Below are 22527 nucleotides of genomic sequence, written 5' to 3' on the forward strand. Positions count from 1 at the left end.
CCGCCGCCGGGTCAGCCGAGACCTGCCGGAGCCCGGTCGATGAAGCCCAGCACCGTGCGGATCCGGCCGTCCGGGCCCAGTTCCGCCACGTCGAAGCCGATCACCACCGGTTCCTGCCCCGCCGGGCCGAGATGCCAGGTGAAGCGGGCCTGCTCGTGATGGGCGTCGACCGGCCCGCCGGGCGTGAAGACCAGCCCCGGGAACTGGCCCTGCACCGCGGCGATCAGGCCGTCCAGCCCCGCGCGGCCCTCGACCGCGGCCAGCGGGTCGACGTAGCGGACGTCGGCCGCGCAGACCTCCTCGATCGCGGCGCGGCGGCGCTGCGGGTCCGTCTCGTTCCAGGCGGCCAGGTAGCGCTGCACCACGGTGTCGAAGTCACTCATGCCGGTTCTCCCTCGGCTGGTCGGGTTGGTTGCCGGACCACCGTCGCCGGGCGCCGGTAGTGCCGTCGATTACCTCGTGGGTAATCGGCGGGCCGCGGCGGCCTCCCTACGATCGGGGTCATGAGCGACACGATCGGGGTCATGAGCGACGTGGGGGTGCTGCTGCGCCAGTGGCGGGGGAACCGGCGGCTGAGCCAGCTCGAGCTCGCCGGTCAGGCGGGGGTGTCGACCCGGCACCTGTCGTTCGTGGAGACCGGCCGGTCCCGGCCGACCCGGGAGATGATCCTGCGGTTGGCCGAGGAGCTGGCCGTACCGTTGCGGGCCCGCAATGCGCTGCTGCTGGCCGGCGGTTTCGCGCCGGCCTATCCCGAAGGGGATCTCGGCGGGCCGGACCTGGCCGCCGTGCTGGCGTCGCTGCGCGACGTGCTGGCCGGGCACGAGCCGTATCCGGCGGTCCTGATCGACCGGCACTGGACCATGGTCGACGGCAATGCGGCAGTCCCGCTGCTGACCGCCGGAGCCGCACCCGAACTGCTGGAACCGCCGGTGAACGTGTTGCGGCTCTCGCTGCACCCGGACGGCATGGCACCCCGGATCCGGAACCTGCCCGAGTGGCGGGCGCACGTTCTGCACCGGCTGGACCGCCAGGCGCTGGCGACCGGCGACCCGGTGCTGCGCGCGCTGCACGACGAGCTGCTGGCACTGCCCGGCGGCGAGGCCACGGCCCGGCCGGACGGCATGGTGGTGCCGCTGCGCTTCGCCGCGGCGGACCGGGAGCTGTCGTTCTTCAGTGTCACGTCGGTGCTCGGCACCCCGCTCGACGTCACCCTCGACGAGCTGGCCATCGAATCGTTCCTGCCGGCCGACGCGGCCACCGCCACCTGTCTGCGCGCCCGTTGATCTTCGGTCGCCGGGAGGCAGCGCGACGGGGGCCCGGGTGGCAGGATCTGCGGCATGGATCTCGGCCTCGCTGACCGCGTCTTCGTCCTCACCGGCGCCTCCCGCGGCCTCGGATTCGCCACCGCCCAGGCCCTGGTGGCCGACGGCGCCAAAGTCGTCGTGTCCGCGCGCTCCCCGGAGGCGGTCGACGCGGCGGTCGCCCGGCTCGGCGCCGGCGCGGCGGGCGTGGTGGCCGATCTGACTGATGCCGGAACGCCGGAGCTGCTGATCAGCACGGCACGGGAGCGCTTCGGCCGCCTCGACGGCGCGCTGATCTCGGTGGGCGGCCCGGCCCGCGGCACGGCCGCGGACCTGACCGACGAGCAGTGGCGCGAGGCGTTCGAGACGGTCTTTCTCGGCACGGTACGCGCGGCGCGCACGATCGCGGCGGCCCTGACCGAGGGTGGCGCGATCGCCCTGGTGCTGTCCACGTCGGCGCGCACCCCGATCGCCGGCCTGGGCCTGTCGAACGGACTGCGACCCGGCCTGGCCGGCGCCGCGAAGGACATGGCCGACCAGTACGGCCCGCGCGGCGTACGCGTGGTGAGCCTGCTGCCCGGCCGGCTGCTGACGGACCGCAACAAGGAGCTCTTCGACGCCACCGGCGACGCCGAGGCGGCAGCCGCGCAGGCGGCTGCCGCGATCCCGCTCGGCCGGCTGGGTGAGCCCGGCGAGTTCGGCAAGGTGGCGGCGTTCGTGCTGTCCCCGGCGGCGAGCTACCTGACCGGACTGACCCTGCCCGTCGACGGCGGTGCGCTACGGACGCTGTGAGCGCCCCCGAGCCGGTCGTCTTCCGCCTGCTCCCGCGGCGGCTGTACCTGGGAGTCGCGCTGCTCGTCGCGCCGGCGGTCCTGCTCATCCGCGGCCTGGCCATGGTCGCGGCGGTGGCGGCCGGCGCCTCGCTCGACGTCGGCGACTACGTGGAAGCCGTGCTCGTCTCGTTGGTGACGGCGGCAGCGGGCGGGCTGGGTGCCCTGATCGGCGCGAAATCCAACCCGGGCTGGGTACGGGTGTCCGCGGCCGGCCTGGAGTTCGCGGCGAGCCGGCACCGGGCGACCTTCGTGCCAGGGGCGGCCATCGCGTCGGCGCGGCTGCGGTTCGCCGGCCCGTTCACCCAGCTGGTCGTCACGCCCACCAGCCTGGACGCGGTCGCCTACGCCCCGGCGACGGGCCGCACTCCCCGGCTGCGCCGCGGTGCCTTCGTGATCGACGTGGGCTTGATGACACCCGGCCCGGCGGCCCTGCGCACCGAGCTGACCCGGTGGCTGGCCGTCCCCGCGGGGGCCTGAGCACCGCACATTCCGGTCGATACGCTTGGTCGATGCTGTCCGCCGCACCGCCGCCCGCGTACCGGCCGCCGACGGCCGACGAGGTTGCCGCCGCCGGCGACCGCACCCTCGCCGACCTGGTCGGGCCCGGGTTACGGGTGCTGTTCTCCGGGATCAACCCGAGCCTGTACTCGGCCGCCACCGGGCACCACTTCGCCCGCCCCGGCAACCGGTTCTGGCCCGCGCTGCACCGGGCCGGCTTCACCCCGGCCCTGCTGCACCCGTCCGTGCAGTGGCAGCTGCCGGAACTCGGTCTGGGCATCACCAACGTCGTCGCCCGGGCGACCGCCCGCGCCGACGAGCTCTCCCCCGCCGAGTTCGTCGACGGCGGCCGGCTGCTGGAGAAGCTGGTCCGGACCTGGCAGCCGCGCTACCTCGCCGTGCTGGGCGTCACCGCGTACCGCGCGGCGTTCGGCCGGCCGAAAGCGCGAATCGGGCCGCAGGACGAGACGGTCGGCGGGGTGCCGGTGTGGGTGCTGCCCAATCCGAGCGGCCTGAACGCGCACTACACGGTGGACACTCTGGCGGCGGCGTACGCCGAGCTGCGGGAGGCGGCGCAGCGGTGACGCCCGCGCCTGACTGCTGGCTGCACCCCGGCATCGAGGTGCGGGGGTCGGCGATCGAGGGGCGTGGGCTGTTCGCCCGGCAGCCGTACCCGGCGGGGACGGTCGTCTCGCGCCTCGGTGGGCGGCTGGTGTCGTGGGCGGAACTGCGCCGGCTGATCGCCGACCCGGAGCAGCCGTACGTCGACACGATCACCGTGAGCGAGACCGAACACCTGGTCCTGCCGCCCCGCCGCCCGAACGGCTACGGCAACCACAGCTGCGACCCGAACCTGTGGTGGGTGGGCCCGTACGAGCTGGCCACCCGGCGCCCGATCGCCGCGGGCGAGGAGCTGACCAACGACTACGCCACGAGTACGGCGGAGCCCGCGTTCACGATGCCGTGCCGCTGCGGCACGGCCCTGTGCCGCGGCACGGTGACCGGGGACGACTGGCGCCGAGCGGACCTGCGGGAACGCTACGGCGACCACTGGATCCCGATGCTGCTGGCCCGGATCGCCGCTCACCCGGCGGCGCTGCGGCCCATCCCACCCGAGTAGCGGGTCCCTCCGCTCGGCTCAGCCCGGCGATCCCGGCCGAAAGCCAGGTCAGCGGGGGCACTGACCTGACCTCCGGCGGCATCCGGGGGCCGCTTCCCAGGTCCCCACCTCCAAGACGAAGCCGGACCCGGTTTCGTTGCACGAACCGGCCGTCAGAGCGCCGAACTCTTGAACGCGGTGCGGGTGAAGGCCGAGCCGGTCCACTTCCAGCTCTGGGTGATCCGCAGGTCGGGGCAGCACAGCGGGGCGTCGTCGCTGAGCGCCTCGGACTCGACGGTCAGCGACCGTCCCTTCGTCCGCAGGTCGGCCGTCCGCAGGTACGAGTCCTTGCCGATGGTCAGCAGCGGCCCGGTGGCCGAGCCGGCGCCGAAGACGAAGACGTGCACCGCGTTGGTCGAGGTGGTCGTCGGGCAGGAGCCCGCCACGATCGTGTCCCGGCGGCCGTCCCCGGTGAGGTCGGCGTGCTCGACCTGCTGCAGCTCAGCCCGCTTCGGCAGGTCGGCGTGACGCTTGCAGCCCAGCGCCCGGAAGGCGGCCTTGGCCCAGTCGGTGTCGGTGCTCTGTCCACCCTGGCCGGTGGACGGGGCCGACGGCTCCTCGGCCGGTGCGGCCGGGCGGGTCGTGGCCTTCGCCGTGGGGCTGACCGTGGGGCTCGGGGCGGGACCGGCGGCCTGGCTCGCGGCGGAACCGGCACCCGAAGACGCCGGCGGTGCGGCGATCGGGGCATCGGACGGCTTGTCGGACGGCGCAGAGCAGGCTGCCGTGGCAGCGATGGTGCAGGCGGTGAGGGCCAGCAGAGTGAGCTTGTTCTTGACCTGACGCATCGATTTCTCCCCGTGTCTTCCCTTGGACGAGGCCCCACCGTATCGACGTCGAGGGGCCGTCCGGCTCACGGATTCATGCCAAGCCGCCACGGACGGTCATCGCCGGGTGTCCGGCGCTGCGCGTCGTGGCCGGCGACGCCTCGGCGAAGGCTGGCGACGCGCCGACGACGGCCCGGCGAGTCTGCGACGGCTCAGCGACGGCCGGGCAGCCTGGCGCGACAAGCGCGTATGGTCGGCGCGTGCTGACCGCCGGGGTTGATCTCGCCGCCGATCCGGCCGGGACCGCCGTCGCGTCCATCGAGTGGTCGGCCACCGGAGCCACGGTGCGGCTGGTGGCCGTGCCCGCGGACGACCAGGCGATCGTCGAGCTGGCCGGCCAGGTTCGCAAGATCGGCATCGACTGCCCGCTGGGCTGGCCGGATGCGTTCGTGGCCTTCGTCGGCGCCCACCGTGGCGGCGGGGTGCCGATCCCCGACGGTGTGGACGCCAGGCAGTGGCGGCGCCGGTTGGCCTGGCGGCACACCGACGAGGTGGCCCGCCGGATGACCGGTCTGGTGCCGTTGAGCGTCTCAGCGGACCGGATCGGGCACACGGCCATGCGCTGCGCGGCGCTGCAGACGCGGCTGGCGCAGGCCGGATGCGGCGTCGATCGCAGCGGGGCCGGTGCGGTCGTCGAGGTCTATCCCGCCGCGTCGCTGAAGGTGTGGGGTCTGCCGTGGCGGGGCTACAAGACCGCCAGGAACCAGGCCGCGCTCGGCGTCGTCGTCGATCATCTCGAGCAGGCCGCGCCCTGGCTGGACCTGGGCGGGCACGAGGAGCTGTGCCGGCACAGCGATCATGCGCTGGACGCCGTCGTCGCCGCACTGACCGCGCGGGCCGCCGTACGCGATCAGGTTTGTCGCCCCGATGAGCGGGAGCTGCCCGCGGCCCGGACCGAGGGCTGGATCGCGATCCCCACCGGCGCGCTGGCCGCTCTGCTCGGATAAACCGATGTGCCGGCCGGGCCGGCGGCCTAGGGTGACGCCGATGACTCTCTCCCATGACGTGGCCGGCGACGGCCCCACGGTGGTCCTGCTGCATTCGACGGTGTGCGACCGGCGCATGTGGGACCCGCAGGTCCCGGCGCTGGTCGGGGCCGGCTACCGGGTGGTCCGGGCCGACTTCCGGGGGTACGGCGACTCGCCGGTCCCGGACCGGCCCCACAGCGACGCCGACGACGTCGTCGAACTGATGGACTCGCTCGGCACGCAGCAGGCGGCGGTGATCGGGGCGTCCGGCGGGGGCCGCGTGGCGCTGGAGATCGCCGCCGGCCGGCCGGAGCGGGTGACCGCCCTGGCGCTGCTCTGCACCGCGTGGTGGGGGCATGAGGACAGCGCCGTAGTGCGGGCCTTCGGTGCGCGCGAGGATGCGCTGCTGGAGGCCGGGGACGTGGCCGCGGCCACCGAGCTCAATGTGGAAATGTGGGTCGGTCCGGCCGCGGACCGGGCAACCCGCGACAAGGTACGCGAGATGCAGCGTCACGCCTTCGAGGTGCAGCTGGCGGCGGTTGAGGAGTTCCCACAGCCGGCCACCGAGCCGGAGGTCGCGGCCATCACCGCCCGGACGCTGCTCGTCTCGGGCGCCCACGACGTGATCGACTTCCGGGAGACGTCGGCCGAGCTGGCGAAGCGGATCCCCGGGGCCGGCCATGTCGAGCTGGACTGGGCCGGCCACCTGCCGAGCCTGGAACGCCCCGACGTGGTGAACCCGCTGCTGATCAACTTCCTGCGCGCCTCCTGACCCATGGCCGCGGGGCGACCCGGCGCGGGCGGCGATCGGATCTCGGCGGCGAGGGTAGGGGCTCCGGCGAACCACCCTGCTGCGGGCGGCAGCGGGTCACCGTCAGTCGAAGGTCACGGCCAGACGAAGCGGAGCTTGTGCGGGGTGCCGTGCAATCGGCCCGCCACTCCACCGGGCGGCGACACCACGGCCTTCTCCACGCACCGTCCGCCGAGCGCCCGGTAAAAACCCTGGGCTGTGACGTTCTGCTCCAGCACCCACAGATAGCGAGCACGGTGATCGACAGCCTCCGCCGCCTGGGCCATCAGTGCTCGGCCCACCCCGGCGCGTTGATGGCCGTGGCGCACGTGCAGGTTGTCGATGAAGCTTCCCCATTGTTCGTCGTGGTCGATCACGATGTGGAGGAAGCCGATCAGCTCGTCCCCGGCCTCCGCCAGCAGCGTCAGGCCGGCTCCGGGAGCGGCCAGCCGTGACGACCACACCGTCCGGCGTTCGGTGACGACGTCGCCGTCGAGATAGGAGTCGGCGAAGGCTCCCCGGTAGTGCCTCCGCCAGCTCGCGGCGTGCAACTCGGCGATCGGGGCGGCATCCGGCGGGCCGGCCGGGCGTAGGTCCATCGGATCGTTCTGTCACAGCCCGGCCGGGTACCGCAGCTTAATTCCCAGGTCCCAACCGGGTGCTCAGGGCCCGGCCCGGCACTCCAGGCGAGCTCCGGCGCTCGAAACGAGCACGCGAACCCAAAGCGAGCCCCCGCTTGAAGCGAGCCCGCGCGCTCAGGGCTCGATCGGGTGTGGGACCTGCACGATGACCTGCTCGGTCTCCTCCGCGTACGGCAGCGCCGGGCTGTCGCCCACCGCGAACTGGGTGCGGTACAGCTCCGCGTACAGACCGCCCGCGGCGACCAGCTCGCTGTGCTTGCCACGTTCCACGATGCGGCCGTCGTCCAGGACCAGGATCTGGTCGGCGTCGCGGACCGTGGACAGGCGGTGCGCGATGACCAGCGCCGTCCGGCCTTCCAGGGCAACGGTCAGAGCTCGCTGCACGGCGGCTTCGGACTCGCTGTCCAGGTGGGCTGTCGCTTCGTCCAGGATCACGATCGACGGGTGCTTGAGCAGCAGGCGGGCGATTGCGATGCGCTGCTTCTCCCCGCCGGAGAAGCGGTAGCCGCGTTCGCCGACGACCGTGTCCAGGCCCTCGGGCAGTGAGCGGACCAGCTCGGCGACCTGGGCGCCGCGCAGGGCCTCCCACATGTCCTCCTCGGTCGCCTCCGGCCGGGCGTAGCGCAGGTTCTCCGCGATCGTCTCGTGGAACAGGTGGGAGTCCTGGGTGACGACGCCGATGGTGTCGCGCAGCGACTCCAGGGTGGCGTCGCGCACGTCGACACCGCCGACGCGGACCGCGCCCTCGGTCACGTCGTAGACCCGGGAGACCAGCATCGACGTGGTGGACTTGCCGGCGCCGGACGGGCCCACCAGGGCGACCATCTGGCCGGGCTCGACGACGAAGTCGACGCCGCGCAGCACCGGCGCGTTCTCCGTACGGTCGAGGGCGACCACGTCCTCCAGCGTCGCCAGGGAGACCTCGTCGGCGCTCGGGTAGCGGAAGTGCACGTCGCGGAACTCCAGCCGGCCGGAGCCCGGCGGGATGGCGACGGCGTCCGGCTTCTCCTCGATGCCCGGCTTCAGGTCGAGGACCTCGAAGACCCGGTCGAAGGAGACCAGCGCGCTCATCACGTCGACCCGCACGTTGCTCAGCGCGGTGAGCGGGCCGTAGAGCCGGGTCAGCAGCAACGCCAGGGTGACCACGGTGCCGGCGGTGACGCTGCCGGTGACCGCGAGCCAGCCGCCGAGCCCGTAGGTCAGGGCCTGGGCCAGCGAGGCGACCAGCAGCATGGCGACGAAGAAGGTGCGGGAGAACATGGCCTGCTGCACGCCGATGTCGCGGACCCGCTGGGCGCGCTCGCCGAAGCGCGCGGCCTCGGCGTCGGGACGGCCGAAGAGCTTGACCAGCAGGGCGCCGGAGACGTTGAAGCGCTCGGTCATGGTGGCGTTCATCTTCGCGTCCAGGTTGTACGACTCGCGGGTGATCTCGGCGAGCTTCTTGCCGACCCGGCGCGCGGGGATGATGAAGACCGGCAGCATCACCAGCGACAGCGCGGTGATCTGCCAGGAGAGGCTGAACATCACGGCGGCGGTCAGCACGAGCTGGATCACGTTGCTGACCACACCGGACAGGGTGGAGGTGAACGCCCGCTGGGCGCCGGTGACGTCGTTGTTGAGCCGGCTGACCAGCGCGCCGGTCTGCGTGCGGGTGAAGAACTGCAGCGGCATGCGCTGGACGTGGTCGTACACCTTGGTGCGCAGGTCGAGGATGATGCCCTCGCCGATGCGGGCGGAATACCACCGCTGGGCCAGGGACAGGAACGCGTCGACGACGGCCAGCCCGGCGATCATGAAGGCGAGCTTGACCACCGTCGCGGCGGCGTCGGCGCCCCCGGCGGTGATGGCGTTGATCACGTGACCGGCCAGCACCGGGGTGGCGACGCCGATGCCCGCGGCGAAGACCACGGTGATGAGGAAGACGATGATGTCGCGCCGGTAGGGCCGGGCGAAGCGCAGGATGCGCTTGGTCGTCCCCCGGCTGAGCTGATGCTTCGAGACGCGCTCGGAATTCTGGATCGAGCGCAGCATCATCCAACTGGAGCCGCTGGAGTTCGGACCCATGCGTCACCTCCCGGGCGTCTGTGGCAGGGCACAGTCTGCCCGCTGGGTATGACAACCCGAGAGGTAACCGGTTTCTTCCGGAACGGTCCTTACTCGGCACCCAGGAGATCGCGCAGGCGGCGGGTCTGCGCCTCCCGCTCGGCCCGGTCCTGCTCGGCGTACGAACGGTCGGTCGCCCCGGCCAGCAGGGCCTTGATCTCTGCGACGGCGCCCTGGTCGGCGGCCAGCACGGCCGCAGCCAGGTCCGACACCGCTCCGGAGAGGTCGGCCCCGGGCACGACGGCAGTGGCCAGGCCGATCCGGTCCGCCTCCTGCGCCGAGATGCGCCGGCCGGTGACGCAGATCTCCAGCGCGCGGGACGGCCCGACGAGCTCGGTCAGTCGTTTGGTGCCGCCCAGATCCGGCACCAGGCCGAGGGTGACTTCGGCCATCGAGAAACGGGCGTCGTCGGCCAGGATCCGCAAGTCGCAGTTGAGCGCGAGCTGAAATCCGGCCCCGATCGCGTGGCCCTGCACGGCGGCGATGGTGACCAGCGAGGGCCGGCGTAACCAGGTGAACGCTTCCTGGAAGCCGGCAATCCGTTCCGCGCACTCTTGCGGGGACAACGCGGCCAGTTCCGGCAACGAAGAATCGCCGCCGCCCCGGGCAACCGACAAGTCGAGTCCGGCGGAAAAGGCACGCCCTTCGCCGCGGACAATGACGACTCGCACGTCTCCCGGCATTTTCCGGGAAATGTCGGTGAGCTCGGACCACATGGCCGGTGTCTGTGCATTGAGCACATCGGGCCGGCACAACGTCACCGTCGCGACCGGCCCGTCCTGGTCATACCGAACGCCTGCTTCGGTCCCGGGTGATGCGCTGGTCGTCACGCCTTCTTGCGACGACGGGCGCCGCCGCGCTGGCGAAGCTGGACACCCGACTCGGTGAGCACCCGGTGCACGAATCCGTAGGACCGCCCGGTGGAGGCGGCCAACGCGCGAATGCTCTCGCCGGAGGTGTATCGCTTCACCAGGTCTTTGGCGAGCGTCTGTCGCTCGCTCCCGACGATTCGACGACCCTTCTCAGTGCTGGTGGCTGTGCCGGTGGCTGCCATGTTGAATCCTCACGTCCCAGACTGTGCGGTTCGATACGGTCCCACCTATTAGACCGCCTCCAACGATCATGCGCTAGGTATCTCGGCTTAGCCAACGTGCCCAATTACCACTGTCAGGAACCCGACGGTGACCATGCGCATCAATGTCAGACCGTTGCGCCGGGGGCCGGATCGGGTCGGGAATCGGACCCCGGAGAGCGTTTGCCGACGACCCGCCGCGAGGGTGCCGGGCCGCCCGACATCGCCCCAAGACCACCCGCTGAGCTGCACAAACATCAACTACATGGTGGACGGACAACGATGTCACGCAGCGTCGACGGAGCATGCACGAAGAGATGTGGATGGCCGCCCGAACGGGCAGCGGGTCCCCGGCGGAGGGTGCCCGGAGCCGGTCGAGCGATGACCGGAGCCGGGCAGGAGTCGCACTGTCTGTGTGGGCACCAGTTGACAACCGACGATGCCGTTGATCCTCGATCAAGCGACGGCGATCATGCCAGCTCGACGAGCTCCAGCAGATCGTCGCTCCACGCGTCCTCGTCGCCGTCGGGCAGCAGGATGGCCCGGTCCGGCTTCAGCGCCTGCACGGCCCCGGCATCGTGGGTGACCAGCACGATCGCGCCCGGATAGTTGGCGATGGCGTCCAGCACCTGCTCGCGGCTGACCGGGTCGAGGTTGTTCGTCGGCTCGTCCAGCAGCAGCACGTTGGCGCCCGAGCAGACCAGGGTGGCCAGCGCCAGCCGGGTCTTCTCCCCGCCGGAGAGCACCCCGGCCGGCTTGTCGACGTCGTCACCCGAGAAGAGGAACGCACCCAGGATCTTCCGGAGCTCGGTGTCGGTCTGCTCGGCCCCGGCGCTGCGCATGTGCTCCAGGATCGTGCGGTCCACGTCCAGCGTCTCGTGCTCCTGGGCGTAGTAACCCAGCCGCAGCCCGTGCCCGGCCCGTACCTCACCGGTGTCGGACTGCAGGTGCCCGCCGAGGATCCGCAGCAGGGTGGTCTTGCCCGCGCCGTTGAGGCCGAGGATGGCGACCCGGGAACCGCGGTCCACCGCCACGTCCACGTCGGCGAAGATCTCCAGCGAGCCGTAGGACTTGGACAGGCCGTGCGCGGTCAGCGGCGTCTTGCCGCAGGGCGCCGGGCTCGGGAAGCGGACCTTGGCCACCTTGTCCGAGGTGCGCACGTCCTCCAGGCCGTCGAGCAGCTTGTTGGCGCGCTTGGCCATGTTCTGCGCCGCGACGGTCTTGGTGGCCTTCGCCCGCATCTTGTCGGCCTGCGCCAGCAGGGCGCCGGCCTTCTTCTCCGCGTTGGCCCGCTCGCGGCGGCGGCGGCGCTCATCGGTCTCGCGCTGGGTCAGGTACGTCTTCCAGCCGACGTTGTACATGTCGACCTCGGCGCGGTTGGCGTCCAGGTACCAGACCCGGTTGACCACGGCCTCCAGCAGGTCGACGTCGTGGCTGATCACGATCAGGCCGCCCTTGTGGTTGGCGATGTAGCCGCGCAGCCAGGTGATCGAGTCCTGGTCCAGGTGGTTGGTGGGCTCGTCGAGCAGCAGGATGCCCTTGCCGTTCTGGCCGGAATTCTGGAACAGGATGCGGGCCAGCTCGATGCGCCGACGCTGACCGCCGGACAGCGTGCCGATCGTCTGGGCCAGCGCACGGTCGGGCAGGCCCAGGTTGGAGCAGATCCGGGCGGCCTCGGCCTCGGCGGCGTACCCGCCCAGGCTGGCGAACTGGTCCTCCAGCTGGCCGTAGCGGCGGATCAGCTTCTCGTCGGCGCTCTCCTCGAGCTCGACCTCGAGCTTCTGCATCTGCGACAACAGGACATCCAGGCCGCGAGCGGACAGCACGCGGTCGCGGGCGGTGACGTTCAGGTCGCCGGTGCGCGGGTCCTGCGGTAGGTAGCCGACCTCGCTCGTGCGGGTCACCTCACCCGCGTACGGGGTGCCCTCGCCGGCCAGGACCTTCAGCGTCGTGGTCTTGCCGGCGCCGTTGCGGCCGACCAGGCCGATCCGGTCGCCGGGCTGCACCCGCAGCGTCGTCGGGGAGATGAGGATCCGGGAGCCGGCGCGCAGTTCGAGTCCGGTGGCGGTAATCATGAGGAGGCGTCTCGCTCTCGAAGTAAGGCTGGCTCGGGCACACGGAAGCGCCGCCGGGATCATGGACGATCGCGGTCGGCGCGGGGCAGGTCAGCCTTCGCAGAGCAGCACCCGGCAATTGTACCGGGCGTCCGCTCGGACCTCCCAACCGATTAGTGCACCGGGCGACCGGGTACGAGAGCGCCACACGAGGCTGCGGCACGAGCGAGGATGCGATGGAACTCAATGAGAACGCCAGGATCGACACCAGTCAGATCGATGACCGGCGTTCCTCCGGCGGCGGTGGCGGTGGCCTCGGTGGCCTGCCCATCGGTGGCGGAGGTCTCACCGGCATCGTCGTCACGGTCCTGCTCGCCCTGGTCGGCGGCTACTTCGGCATCAACAGCCTCGGCGGTGACGGCGCCGCCCAGACCGGCGACAACACCTCGCTGGCCCAGGAGTGCTCCCAGGAGCAGGCGACCAAGCAACTGACCTGCCGCAACGTCCTCTTCGTGAACTCGATCCAGGACTACTGGGTCGACGCGCTGCCGGCCAACTTCGGCGAGCAGTACAAGCCGGCCAAGACGGTGATCTTCTCGCAGCGGGTCAGCACCAAGTGCGGCAGCGCCGACTCGGGCGTCGGCCCGTTCTACTGCCCGGCCGACGACCAGGTTTACATCGACCTCACTTTCTACGACGTGCTGGGCAAGCAGCTGGGTGCGCCGGGCGAGTTCGCCCAGCCCTACGTGCTGGCCCACGAGTACGGCCACCACGTGCAGGACCTGCTCGGCACCGAGGGCGCGATGCGCCGTGAGCAGGAGCGCAACCCCACCGGGGCGAACGAGCAGTCGGTGAAGCTGGAGCTGCAGGCGGACTGCTACGCGGGCGCCTGGGCGAAGAACGCAACCGGCACGGACGACGCCTCCGGCCAGAAGATCTTCACCAGCATCACCGAGCAGGACATCCAGGAGGGCCTGGACACCGCGGCCAAGATCGGTGACGACTACCTTCAGCAGCGCAGCGGCGGCCAGGTGAACCCGGCGGAGTTCACCCACGGCACCAGCGCCCAGCGGCAGGAGTGGTTCAAGCGCGGATTCGACACCGGCTCCCCGAAGAGCTGCGACACGTTCGCCGCGGGCGCGGTCAAGTAACGGACGGCAGCCTCAGACCGGGTCCCGGACCAGGATGCGGATGGCTCGGGCCTGGGCTATCGCGTCCTGCAGGACGGTCTTGCGGGGCTCCGGGACCTCGAGGAAGCGGTCGCTGCGCAGCGCGGCGAGGGGTCGCAGCGGTACGGCGGCCAGAATCGTGTCCACCGCCGTGTGGTCGCCGCCGGTGACCAGGGCGCTCAAGGTGCGTACCTCCGGAAGGAGCAAGCGGGCCGCGATGCCGGCGCCGTCCGCGGCCGCCGCCTTGGCCTGGTTGTCCCGCCGGCGGGCGAAGCGCTGCTGGGACCAGCCGCCCGCTGCCGTGCGGCCCTGCACGTAGTGGGTGTCGACCTTGGACACGACCAGCTTGGTGCCCTCGGCCACTCCGACCGCCACGGCGCCCTTGCGGGCCAGCAGCAGACCGATCCGTCGCGGCTCCCCCGCCACCCGGCCCAGCTCCGCCACGTCCTTCGTCTCCGGCGCCCCGGGCGGCGGCGCCAGCTCGGCGGTCGCGCCGTCCTCGGCGGTCAGCACCAGCCCGTCGGCCGTCCACGGCCCGTGCCGGCCGGCGAAGTTCTCCAGCCAGCGGGCCAGCCGCTCGGGGGCGACATCCACCCACCGTCCGCCGCCTGCCGCCGGTTTCGCGCTCATGCCTGCCACCCTACGGTGGGATGATCCCGGCATGACCCGACCGCCCGCGGAGGAACTGCTGGACCGGCTGGTACGCAGCTACGGAGCAGTCCGGGACCCGGAACGCGCCGGGCAGGCCGCGGCGTACATGCGCGACCAGTTCGCGTTCCTGGGCATCCCGGCGCCGACGCAGCGGGCGCTGGCCCGCACGGTGGTCGCCGGGCTGCCCGCGCCGGCCGAGGGCGACCTGCACGCGGTGGCGCTGGCGTGCTGGGAGCTGGACGAACGGGAGTATCAGTATTTCGCGTGCGACTGGCTGCGCCGGCACGTGGCGGTGCCCGGGCCCGGCTTCCTGGTCACCCTGCGCACCCTGATCACGACCAAATCGTGGTGGGACACGATCGACCCGCTGGCCACCCGGGTCGTGGGCGGGCTGGTGCGCCGGCACCCCGAGCTCCGCGCGGAGATGGACGCCTGGTCGGCCGAGCGGGACATGTGGCTTATCCGTACGGCGATCCTGCACCAGCTGCACTACGGCGCGGACACGGACGTGGACCGCCTGTTCGGCTACTGCACCCGGCAGGCGGGCCACCGCGACTTCTTCGTCCGCAAGGCGATCGGCTGGGCGCTGCGGCAGTACGCCCGTACCGATCCGGCGGCGGTGCAGCGCTACGTGGCCGATCACCAGGACCGGCTGTCGCCGCTGTCGGTGCGCGAGGCCACCAAGCATCTGTGACGCCTCGGCGGTCAGGTGACCAGGCCGACGGCGAGCACGGCGATCACGACGCTGGAGACCATGGCGGTGATCAGGCGGCCGCGGTCGCCGGTGAGCAGGCGGCCGACCAGGGCACCACCGCCGGCGATGAGCAGTTGCCAGCTCGCCGAGGCGACAAAGGCGCCGAGCACGAACCACACCCCGCCGCCCGTGCCGCCGCGCCCCATGACCAGCGCGGCGAAGTAGACGATGGTGGCGGGGTTGAGCAGGGTCAGCCCGAGCACACCGAGGTACGCACGGCCGGCCGTGGTGGTGTCCGATGCAACTGGCGGAGGCCCGCGCAGCGCGGCAGCACCCGGGTCCACACCCTCCCGGTCCGCGCCCGGCCCTGCGGCTCGTCCCGCCGCATCCGGCCCGAATCGCGCCGGGTCAGACCCGGCCGCGCGCTTGCGCAGGGCCGACCAGGCGGTGTGGGCCGCCAGGAGCAGCAGGACCACCGCTGCGACCCAGCGCAGCGGCGTCGCGATCGGCGTGATCGCCGCCGCCAGCGCCGCCCCGCCCAGCACCGCGATCAGCGCATACACCCCGTCGGCGGTGGCCGCGCCCAGCCCAGCTGCCGCACCGACCCGCAGAGAGGTGCGGGCGGTCAGGCCGGCGATCAGGACCGCGATGGCACCGACGGGCACGGCGACGCCGTAGCCGGCGATCGCGCCGGCCAGGAACGCCGCGGTCATGGCGCGGGTGGGTGCGTGGCCGGGCCGGCGGCGACGCGCTGCTGTCGCGTGGCCCGGCCGGGCGCGGCGGCAGACAGGGTCGGGTGCGGGCTCGGCTTCTTCACGCCGCCATGATGGCCGCGGCGCCGCGGCGGAGGCCACCGATTTTGCCGGGATGCGCCGGCCGCCGAGACGCGCCGGCCACCGGGATGCGCCGGCCGCTATGCGCTCAGCCCGCCATACGCTCAGCCCGCCGGGATGCGCCGGCCGCCGTGTACGCCGGCGCGTTTCGGGCGGGCCGCTGCGGCGGATGCGGACACGTTAGGGTCCGGAGATGGGTGTGGTCGCGGAGCTGATCCTGATCCGGCACGGGCAGAGCGCGGCGAACGTCGCCTTCCCGCTCGCCAACCAGCGGGGACTGCTGGAATCCGGCCTGAGTGGCCGGGACACCGATGTGGAGCTGACCGAGCTCGGGGTGGAGCAGGCGCGCGCGGTCGGGCGGTGGCTGGCCACGCCGGCCCCCGGTGGGCTGCCCGAGGTGGTGATCACGTCGCCGTACCTGCGGGCGCGGGAGACGTGGCGGATCGCCGCCGAGACCTCCGGGCTGTCGCTGCCGGCGCCGGGCACCGACGACCGGCTCGTGGACCGGCTGACCGGGGAGCTGGAGTTGCTGACCGACGCCGCGATCCGGCAGCGTTTCCCGGACGAGCCGGCCCGCTTCGAGCAGGCCGGTGAGTACGCCTACCGCCCACCGGGCGGCGAGACCTTCAGTGACATCGCCGACCGGCTCACCTCATTTCTCGACGACCTGAACGGCAAGCAGGCCGGCCGGCGGGTCGTGGTGGTGGCGCACGACTCGGTGGTGCTGATGATGCGCTTCGTCATCGAGGGCCTAGAGCTCGCGGCGCTGCCGGGGATCGTGGCGGAGCACGGCCCGATCGGCAACGCCTCGATCACCAGCTTCCGGGAGTCGTCGGGCCGTCTCGTGCTGGACCGCTACAACACGGTCGACCACCTCCGGCCCTGACCCCTACTCCGTGTCGGTCCAGGCCAGGAACTCCTCGACGGCCTCGCGGTCGCCGTCGACCTCGATGCTCTCCAGCGGGATCCGCTTGTAGACCGCGAGCACCAGGTCGCTGGCCGAGCCGCGCATCGTCGCGAGCGGCTCGCCGCTGGCCGCCGGGCCGGACTTGGCCCCGGACGGGGTGAGGTCGACCAGCCAGGTCGGGCCCTCCACCGCCGACAGCGCGATCCGGGACGGGCGGTGCGGCCAGGCGCCGATCGAGCCCAGCGTGACCACCAGCAGCTCGTCGATCGTGTCGACCGCGACCCCGGCCGGGATCGGCTCCGGCTTGCCGACGGTCTCCTGGGCGTCCCAGGCGTGCACCGCTGCTTCCTGGACCTGGTGGCGGGCCACCGCACTGGAGGTCATCGGCGCTTCTGAGGCGCCCCACCACGTCCAGCAGTCGCGGTCCGGGCCGGCCACCCGCAGCGCGTCGATCAGCACCCGGGTCGACTCGGCCGACCACTCGACCAGGTCACCGGTGGGGTCGCCGGTGACGAACTCGGGTGCGCTGTCGGCCGGGCCGGCCGCGATGACCTCGGCCCAGAAACGTTGGACGGAGCCCAGGTGAGCCACCAAGTCCCGCAGGGACCAGTCGGGGCAGCCGGGCACGGGGGCCTGGGTGTCGCCCGTGGCCACCGCCTGGCGGAGGGCGGCCGAGCGCTCGGCGATCAGGTCCAGCAGTTCGGGGAAGGGCAGCAACTGCATCATCCCGATGGTCTACCACCGGCCTGCGACATCTTTGGGCTCAATGCGATTCCCGGCTCACCTCGTCGCCGCTGGAGCCGACGAGGAAGTCCAGGTCGGCGCCCACTTCGGCGCCCAGGACGGTGTCCACGTACAACTTCTGCCAGCCGCGGTCGGGACGGGCCAGCGCGGCCAGCAGGGCGGCGGACGGCTCGCGCGCGGCCAGTTCCTCGTCCGGTATGTCCACCGAGAGCTGCCGGTTCTCCACGTCGAGGATGATCCAGTCGCCGTCGCGGACCCGGTCCAGCGGTCCCCCGGCGGCGGCCTCCGGGGCCACGTGCAGCACGACCGTCCCGTACGCCGTACCGCTCATCCGCCCGTCGCAGACCCGGACCATGTCCCGCACGCCCTGGTGCAGCAGCTTGGTCGGCAGCGGCATGTTCGCCACCTCGGGCATGCCCGGGTAGCCGCGCGGCCCGCAGCCGCGCAGCACCAGCACGGAGTCCGCGTCGACGTCGAGGTCCGGCGCGTCGATGCGGGCGTTGAAGTCCTCCACCGAGTCGAAGACCAGCGCCCGGCCGCGGTGCCGCAGCAGGTGCGGGCTGGCCGCGGCGGGCTTGATGATCGCGCCCGCGGGGGCCAGGTTGCCGTGCAGCACGGCGATGCCGGCGTGCGGCAGCAGCGGCTTGTCGCGGCTGCGGATGACGTCCTGATCCCAGATCTGAGCCTCGGCCAGGGACTCGACGAAGGGCCGGCCGGTCACGTCGATCGCGTCCGGGTCGAGCAGGTCGGCCACCTCACGCAGCACCGCGGCCAGGCCGCCGGCCCGGTGCAGGTCCTCCATCAGGTACTTGCCGGCGGGCTGCAGGTCGACCAGCAGCGGTACGTCGGCGGCGATCCGGTCGAAGTCGGCCAGCGTGAGCGGCACGCCCAGCCGGCCGGCGATGGCCAGCAGGTGCACGACGGCGTTGGTGGAGCCGCCCAGCGCGGCCAGCGCGACGATCGCGTTGTGGAACGAGCCGGCCGTCAACAGCCGGCTGGGCCGGCGATCCGCGGCGATCATCTCCACGATCAGCCGACCGGTCTCGTGCGAGCGGGCCAGCAGCCGGCTGTCCGGTGCCGGGGTGCCCGCGGTGCCGGGCAGCACCGTGCCGAGCGCCTCGGCGAGCAGCCCCATGGTCGAGGCGGTGCCCATGGTGTTGCAGTGGCCGCGGCTACGGATCATCGACGACTCGGACTCGAGGAAGGCGGCCCGGCTCAGCGTGCCCGCGCGTACCTCCTCGGAGAGCCGCCACACGTCGGTGCCGCAGCCCAGCGGGGTGCCGCGGAACGTACCGGTGAGCATCGGCCCGCCCGGGACCACGACGGCCGGTAGGTCGACCGACGCCGCGGCCATGAGCAGCGACGGGATGGTCTTGTCGCAGCCGCCGAGCAGCACCACGCCGTCGATCGGGTTGGCCCGCAGCATCTCCTCGGTCGCCATCGCGGCCATGTTGCGCCAGAGCATCGCGGTCGGGCGGACCTGGGTCTCGCCAATCGACACGACGGGCAGGTTGAGCGGGACGCCGCCGGCCTCCCAGATCCCCCGCTTGACGTGCTCGGCGACCTCGTCGAGGTGGCTGTTGCAGGGGGTCAGGTCCGAGGCCGTGTTGGCGATGGCGATCTGGGGCCGGCGGCCTTCGAAGGCCGAGTTCGGCGATCCCCGGCGCATCCAGGCGCGGTGGATGTAGGAGTTGCGGTCCTGGCCGGCGTACCACTGGGCGCTGCGCAGTTCAGGCATATAACTTCCAATAATCGGAACGCTGGGTGCCTATCTGGAATATCCGGTACGGTACGCCAGTGCCCCCCGACACCGCACCCCCCTTGGTCGGCACGGACCGGGTGCTCGCCGTTCTCACCGAGCTGGCGGGCCACGCCGACGGCGCCTCGCTGGAGGAGTTGACCCGGGCGGTGGCCAGCCCCAAGCCCACTGTGCACCGGGCCCTGGCCTCCTTGTGCCGCTTCGGCCTGGCCGCCCGCAACGGCCACGGCCGGTACGTGCTCGGCGACGAGTTCCTGCGGCTGGCGTTCGCTCACCACGAGGCCCGCCCCGACCATCTGCGGATCGCCCCGGTGCTGACCGCGCTGACCGAGCGCTACGGCGAGACCGCCCACTACGCGGTGCTCGACGGCCACACGGTGGTCTACCGGGCCAAGGTCGACCCGGCCGCCGGGGCGCTGCGGCTGAGCTCCACGGTCGGCGGCCGCAACCCGGTGCACAGCACGGCGGTCGGCAAGCTGCTGCTGGCGTACGCGCTCCCGGACGACGACGCCGCGGTCACCGCCTGGGTCGGCGACCGGCCCCTGCCCCAGCGCACGCCGCACACGCTCACCAGCGCCGAGGCCCTCGCCGCCGAGCTGCGGACCATCCGCGCCCACGGGTACGCCGTCGACGACCAGGAGAACGAGCCGGGCATCGTCTGTCTCGCCGTACCCGTCTTCCTCACGTCGCCGACCCGGCCCAGCGGTGCCGTCAGTGTCTCCGCGCCGGTCTCCCGCACCCCGCTGGCGACCCTGGTCGCCGAGGTCCGGGCCATCCGCGCGACGGTGGAGGCCCGATGAGCCGCACCGCCGAGGTCGCCTCCGCGCAGAGCTTCCTGCTCGGCGAGGGACCGGTGTGGGACGCCCCGCGCGACCGGCTGCTCTGGGTCGACATCGACGCGGGCTCGGTGCACGAGGGCCGGTTCGACGGCGACCAGGTGATCGTCACCGGCACCGACAAGCGGGACCGCACGGTCGGCGCGGTGGTCTGCTCGGCGGCCGGGGAGCTGCTGGTGGCGGGCGCGGAAACACTGCTCACCACGCCACCGACCCGGGTCGTCGCCGCCGGCTCAGGCCACCGACTGAACGACGGCGCCTGCGATCCGGCGGGCGCCTTCCTGGTCGGCACGCTCGCCCTGGGCGACACCGAGGGCGAGGAGACCCTGGTACGCCTGGAGCGCGACGGCTCGCTGACCGTGCTCGACGACGACCTCAACCTGTCGAACGGCCTGTGCTGGAGCCCCGACGGCAGCCTGCTCTACAGCATCGACAGCGTCCCGGGCATCGTCTGGGTCCGCTCGTACGACGCGGCCACCGGTGCCACCGGGCCGCGCCGGGAGTGGCTGCGGATCACCGACGGGCTGCCCGACGGCCTGTGCGCCGACGCGGACGGGCACCTGTGGATCGCGATCTGGGGCGCCGGTGAGGTGCGCCGCTACACCCCGGACGCCCGTCCGGCCGGGGTCGTCACCGTGCCGGCCCCGCACACCACCAGCGTCGCGTTCGTCGGCGCCGGGCTGGACCGGTTGCTGATCACCACCGCCACCGCCCACCTGAGCGCGGAGCAGCTGGCCGCGTACCCGTTGTCCGGCCGGCTCTTCCTCGCCGACGTCGGGATCACCGGGCTGCCGGTGACCCCCTGGGCCGGACCCAACCCTGGAGAGACATGAAACTGATGCGCCTCGGCGACGCCGGGCTCGAGCGCACCGTCGTCCGCGTCGACGAGGAGACCTACGTCGACGCCGCCGACCTGGAGGCGCTGTTCTTCGCCGCGCCGCAGGAGTTCCGGCAGGCCGTCCAGGCGCGGATCACCGCCGGCCAGGTACGCCGGTTCGCCGGCGAACGGGTCGGCGCGCCGATCCCCCGCCCGCACCAGATCCTCTGCATCGGGCTCAACTACCGCGACCACGCGGCCGAGACCGGGCAGGCCGTGCCGGCCGAGCCGATCCTGTTCACCAAGCCGCCCAACACGCTGGTCGGGCCGTACGACGACGTGCGGCAGCCGCGCGGGTCGACCAAGCTGGACTGGGAGGTCGAGCTGGGCATCGTGATCGGCCGGCGGGCGGGCTACCTCGACGACCACGACGCCGCCCGCGAGGCCATCGCCGGTTACCTGGTCAGCAACGACATCAGCGAGCGGGCGTTCCAGATGGAACGCGGCGGGCAGTGGTCGAAGGGCAAGTCCGCCGAGACGTTCAACCCGGCCGGGCCGTGGCTGGTCACCCCGGACGAGATCGCGGACGTCAGCGCGCTGGGCCTCTGGCTGGACGTCAACGGCGTCCGGCGGCAGACCGGCAGCACCGCCACGATGGTCTTCGACCCGTACGAGATCGTGCGCTACCTGAGCCAGTTCCTGGTGCTGGAGCCGGGCGACCTGATCAACACCGGCACCCCGCCCGGCGTCGGCATGGGCTTCGACCCGCCGGTCTGGCTGGCCCCCGGCGACGTCATGGAGCTGGGCATCGACGGACTGGGCAGCCAGCGGCAGACCGTGGTGGCCGCCCGCTGATGCGCGCCTTCGTGATCACCGGGCCGGGCCGCGCCGAGGTCCAGGAGGTCGAGCCGCCGGCGGCCGGTCCCGGCGAGGTCGTGGTGGACGTGGAACGGGCCGGCGTCTGCGGCACCGACATGGAGTTCTTCAGCGGCGCGATGTCGTACCTGCACACCGGCCAGGCGAAGTACCCGATGCGGATCGGCCACGAATGGTCCGGCACGGTCAGCGCCGTCGGGCCGGGGGTCGCCGAGACGTGGCTCGGGCGGCGGGTCACCGGTGACACCATGCTGGGCTGCGGGCGCTGCGCGCGGTGCCGGTCCGGACGCCAGCACGTCTGCGCCGACCGGTACGAGATCGGCGTGCGCAACGGGTGGCCCGGGGCGCTGGCCGAGCAGGTGCCCGTACCGGTGAAGGCTCTGCAGGTCCTGCCGGAGCAGGTCGACGCGGCGCTCGGCGCGCTCGTCGAGCCCGGCGGCAACGCCCTGCGCGCGGTTCGCGGGGCGGCGCTGCCGCCGGGCGGGCGGCTGCTGATTCTCGGCCCCGGCGCGATCGGCCTGCTGACCGCCCAGATCGCCCTGGCCCAGGGTGCCGACGTGCACCTGCTCGGGCGCAGCGCGGAGTCGCTGGCCTTCGCCGCCTCGGTGGGCTTCCCGCAGGGCTGGACCACCGCGACCCTGCCGGATCTGACCTGGGACGCGGTCATCGACGCCTCCAACGGCCCGGAGCTGCCCGCCCTCGCCGTCGAGCTGGTCGAGCCGGGCCGGCGGGTGGTCTACGTCGGGCTCGCCGCCGAGCCCAGCCTGATCGACTCGCGGACGCTGGCGCTCAAGGACGTCACCGCCGTCGGCGTGCTCAGCGCCTCGGGCGGCTTCGCCGGGACGGTGGAGCTGTTCGCCTCGGGCGAGGTCGACCCGCGCCCGCTGGTCGCCGCCACGGTCGGGCTCGACGACGTGGCCGCCGTGCTGGCCGGCGAGCGCCGTCCCGGCTGGGGCGCCGGACCCAAGATCCACGTTGATCCCCGAACCCGGTCATGA

25 protein-coding genes are annotated in these 22527 nt (G+C 72.6%); 14 read left to right on the forward strand and 11 right to left on the reverse strand.

The annotated features are described in order from the left end of the window. Positions 1 to 11: 11 nt before the first annotated feature. Positions 12 to 383 carry a nuclear transport factor 2 family protein gene (locus Aau02nite_RS35590; RefSeq protein ID WP_212993020.1) on the reverse strand — a complete coding sequence of 124 codons (372 nt, stop codon included), beginning with the start codon at positions 381 to 383 and terminating at the stop codon, positions 12 to 14. Positions 384 to 503: 120 nt separating this feature from the next. Between Aau02nite_RS35590 and Aau02nite_RS35595 the strand changes: the two genes are divergently transcribed. Genes Aau02nite_RS35595 through Aau02nite_RS35615 form a run of 5 tightly spaced genes read left to right on the forward strand, consistent with a single transcriptional unit; the run spans position 504 to position 3752 of the window. After that, positions 504 to 1283 carry a helix-turn-helix domain-containing protein gene (locus Aau02nite_RS35595; protein ID WP_246595679.1) on the forward strand — a complete coding sequence of 260 codons (780 nt, stop codon included), beginning with the start codon at positions 504 to 506 and terminating at the stop codon, positions 1281 to 1283. A gap of 54 nt (positions 1284 to 1337) precedes the next feature. Further along, the gene (locus Aau02nite_RS35600) at positions 1338 to 2093 is read left to right on the forward strand and encodes an SDR family oxidoreductase (RefSeq protein WP_212993021.1); all 756 of its coding nucleotides are present in this window, start codon (positions 1338 to 1340) and stop codon (positions 2091 to 2093) included. After that, a complete protein-coding gene (locus Aau02nite_RS35605) occupies positions 2090 to 2611 on the forward strand; it encodes a hypothetical protein (protein WP_212993022.1) in 522 nt (173 codons plus the stop codon). The genes Aau02nite_RS35600 and Aau02nite_RS35605 overlap by 4 nt, the downstream gene beginning before the upstream one ends. Positions 2612 to 2643: 32 nt before the next feature. After that, entirely contained in the window at positions 2644 to 3216 is a 573-nt protein-coding gene (gene mug / locus Aau02nite_RS35610) for a G/U mismatch-specific DNA glycosylase (protein ID WP_212993023.1), read from the forward strand. Next, complete coding sequence (locus Aau02nite_RS35615) at positions 3213 to 3752, forward strand: SET domain-containing protein (protein ID WP_212993024.1); 540 nt, start codon at positions 3213 to 3215, stop codon at positions 3750 to 3752. Before mug ends, Aau02nite_RS35615 begins: the two co-directional genes overlap by 4 nt. Before the next feature lie 152 nt (positions 3753 to 3904). On the opposite strand, the gene Aau02nite_RS35620 is transcribed toward Aau02nite_RS35615, so the two are convergent. After that, positions 3905 to 4576, reverse strand: a complete 672-nt coding sequence (locus Aau02nite_RS35620) for a hypothetical protein (RefSeq protein ID WP_212993025.1) — start codon at positions 4574 to 4576, stop codon at positions 3905 to 3907. 239 nt (positions 4577 to 4815) lie between these two features. Here Aau02nite_RS35620 and Aau02nite_RS35625 point away from each other — a divergent pair, with 239 nt between their 5' ends. Further along, on the forward strand, positions 4816 to 5562 hold the full coding sequence (locus tag Aau02nite_RS35625) for a DUF429 domain-containing protein (RefSeq protein ID WP_212993026.1): 747 nt from the start codon (positions 4816 to 4818) through the stop codon (positions 5560 to 5562). 40 nt (positions 5563 to 5602) lie between these two features. Continuing rightward, the gene (locus Aau02nite_RS35630) at positions 5603 to 6355 is read left to right on the forward strand and encodes an alpha/beta fold hydrolase (RefSeq protein ID WP_212993027.1); all 753 of its coding nucleotides are present in this window, start codon (positions 5603 to 5605) and stop codon (positions 6353 to 6355) included. 113 nt (positions 6356 to 6468) lie between these two features. On the opposite strand, the gene Aau02nite_RS35635 is transcribed toward Aau02nite_RS35630, so the two are convergent. The 5 genes from Aau02nite_RS35635 to Aau02nite_RS35655 form a co-directional block, all read right to left on the reverse strand. Continuing rightward, positions 6469 to 6972 carry a GNAT family N-acetyltransferase gene (locus tag Aau02nite_RS35635; RefSeq protein WP_212993028.1) on the reverse strand — a complete coding sequence of 168 codons (504 nt, stop codon included), beginning with the start codon at positions 6970 to 6972 and terminating at the stop codon, positions 6469 to 6471. A gap of 156 nt (positions 6973 to 7128) precedes the next feature. After that, the gene (locus Aau02nite_RS35640) at positions 7129 to 9078 is read right to left on the reverse strand and encodes an ABC transporter ATP-binding protein (protein WP_212993029.1); all 1950 of its coding nucleotides are present in this window, start codon (positions 9076 to 9078) and stop codon (positions 7129 to 7131) included. 89 nt (positions 9079 to 9167) lie between these two features. Next, positions 9168 to 9947, reverse strand: coding sequence for an enoyl-CoA hydratase/isomerase family protein (locus Aau02nite_RS35645; protein ID WP_212993030.1), 780 nt, complete (start codon positions 9945 to 9947; stop codon positions 9168 to 9170). Further along, on the reverse strand, positions 9944 to 10171 hold the full coding sequence (locus tag Aau02nite_RS35650; RefSeq protein ID WP_015620263.1) for a helix-turn-helix domain-containing protein: 228 nt from the start codon (positions 10169 to 10171) through the stop codon (positions 9944 to 9946). Before Aau02nite_RS35650 ends, Aau02nite_RS35645 begins: the two co-directional genes overlap by 4 nt. Positions 10172 to 10659: 488 nt before the next feature. Next, positions 10660 to 12264: an ABC-F family ATP-binding cassette domain-containing protein gene (locus Aau02nite_RS35655; protein ID WP_212993031.1), complete on the reverse strand. Its 1605-nt coding sequence runs from the start codon at positions 12262 to 12264 to the stop codon at positions 10660 to 10662. A gap of 215 nt (positions 12265 to 12479) precedes the next feature. Between Aau02nite_RS35655 and ypfJ the strand changes: the two genes are divergently transcribed. Beyond that, positions 12480 to 13394, forward strand: a complete 915-nt coding sequence (gene ypfJ, locus Aau02nite_RS35660; RefSeq protein ID WP_212993032.1) for a KPN_02809 family neutral zinc metallopeptidase — start codon at positions 12480 to 12482, stop codon at positions 13392 to 13394. A gap of 12 nt (positions 13395 to 13406) precedes the next feature. On the opposite strand, the gene Aau02nite_RS35665 is transcribed toward ypfJ, so the two are convergent. Beyond that, positions 13407 to 14042: an acVLRF1 family peptidyl-tRNA hydrolase gene (locus tag Aau02nite_RS35665; RefSeq protein WP_212993033.1), complete on the reverse strand. Its 636-nt coding sequence runs from the start codon at positions 14040 to 14042 to the stop codon at positions 13407 to 13409. A gap of 31 nt (positions 14043 to 14073) precedes the next feature. Between Aau02nite_RS35665 and Aau02nite_RS35670 the strand changes: the two genes are divergently transcribed. Then, positions 14074 to 14757: a DNA alkylation repair protein gene (locus Aau02nite_RS35670; RefSeq protein WP_212993034.1), complete on the forward strand. Its 684-nt coding sequence runs from the start codon at positions 14074 to 14076 to the stop codon at positions 14755 to 14757. Between the two features lie 11 nt (positions 14758 to 14768). Here Aau02nite_RS35670 and Aau02nite_RS35675 read toward each other — a convergent pair whose 3' ends face one another. Continuing rightward, positions 14769 to 15470 (reverse strand): LysE family transporter, encoded by a 702-nt coding sequence (locus Aau02nite_RS35675; RefSeq protein WP_212993035.1) that lies wholly within the window; start codon positions 15468 to 15470, stop codon positions 14769 to 14771. 313 nt (positions 15471 to 15783) lie between these two features. On the opposite strand from Aau02nite_RS35675, the gene Aau02nite_RS35680 reads away from it, so the two are divergent. Further along, positions 15784 to 16476: a histidine phosphatase family protein gene (locus Aau02nite_RS35680; RefSeq protein ID WP_212993036.1), complete on the forward strand. Its 693-nt coding sequence runs from the start codon at positions 15784 to 15786 to the stop codon at positions 16474 to 16476. Positions 16477 to 16479: 3 nt separating this feature from the next. Here Aau02nite_RS35680 and Aau02nite_RS35685 read toward each other — a convergent pair whose 3' ends face one another. Next, the gene (locus Aau02nite_RS35685) at positions 16480 to 17220 is read right to left on the reverse strand and encodes a maleylpyruvate isomerase family mycothiol-dependent enzyme (protein ID WP_212993037.1); all 741 of its coding nucleotides are present in this window, start codon (positions 17218 to 17220) and stop codon (positions 16480 to 16482) included. 40 nt (positions 17221 to 17260) lie between these two features. After that, positions 17261 to 18979 (reverse strand): IlvD/Edd family dehydratase, encoded by a 1719-nt coding sequence (locus tag Aau02nite_RS35690; RefSeq protein ID WP_212993038.1) that lies wholly within the window; start codon positions 18977 to 18979, stop codon positions 17261 to 17263. Between the two features lie 59 nt (positions 18980 to 19038). On the opposite strand from Aau02nite_RS35690, the gene Aau02nite_RS35695 reads away from it, so the two are divergent. From Aau02nite_RS35695 to Aau02nite_RS35710, 4 genes are read left to right on the forward strand one after another with little or no spacing between them, the layout of a single operon-like run. Continuing rightward, the gene (locus tag Aau02nite_RS35695) at positions 19039 to 19800 is read left to right on the forward strand and encodes an IclR family transcriptional regulator (RefSeq protein WP_246595680.1); all 762 of its coding nucleotides are present in this window, start codon (positions 19039 to 19041) and stop codon (positions 19798 to 19800) included. Beyond that, positions 19797 to 20669, forward strand: coding sequence for an SMP-30/gluconolactonase/LRE family protein (locus Aau02nite_RS35700; RefSeq protein WP_212993040.1), 873 nt, complete (start codon positions 19797 to 19799; stop codon positions 20667 to 20669). Before Aau02nite_RS35695 ends, Aau02nite_RS35700 begins: the two co-directional genes overlap by 4 nt. Beyond that, on the forward strand, positions 20666 to 21508 hold the full coding sequence (locus Aau02nite_RS35705; RefSeq protein ID WP_212993041.1) for a fumarylacetoacetate hydrolase family protein: 843 nt from the start codon (positions 20666 to 20668) through the stop codon (positions 21506 to 21508). Before Aau02nite_RS35700 ends, Aau02nite_RS35705 begins: the two co-directional genes overlap by 4 nt. After that, positions 21508 to 22527 carry a zinc-dependent alcohol dehydrogenase gene (locus Aau02nite_RS35710; protein WP_212993042.1) on the forward strand — a complete coding sequence of 340 codons (1020 nt, stop codon included), beginning with the start codon at positions 21508 to 21510 and terminating at the stop codon, positions 22525 to 22527. The genes Aau02nite_RS35705 and Aau02nite_RS35710 overlap by 1 nt, the downstream gene beginning before the upstream one ends.

The organism is Actinoplanes auranticolor, assembly GCF_018332655.1.
In the GTDB taxonomy this organism is placed as follows: Bacteria; Actinomycetota; Actinomycetes; order Mycobacteriales; family Micromonosporaceae; genus Actinoplanes; species Actinoplanes auranticolor.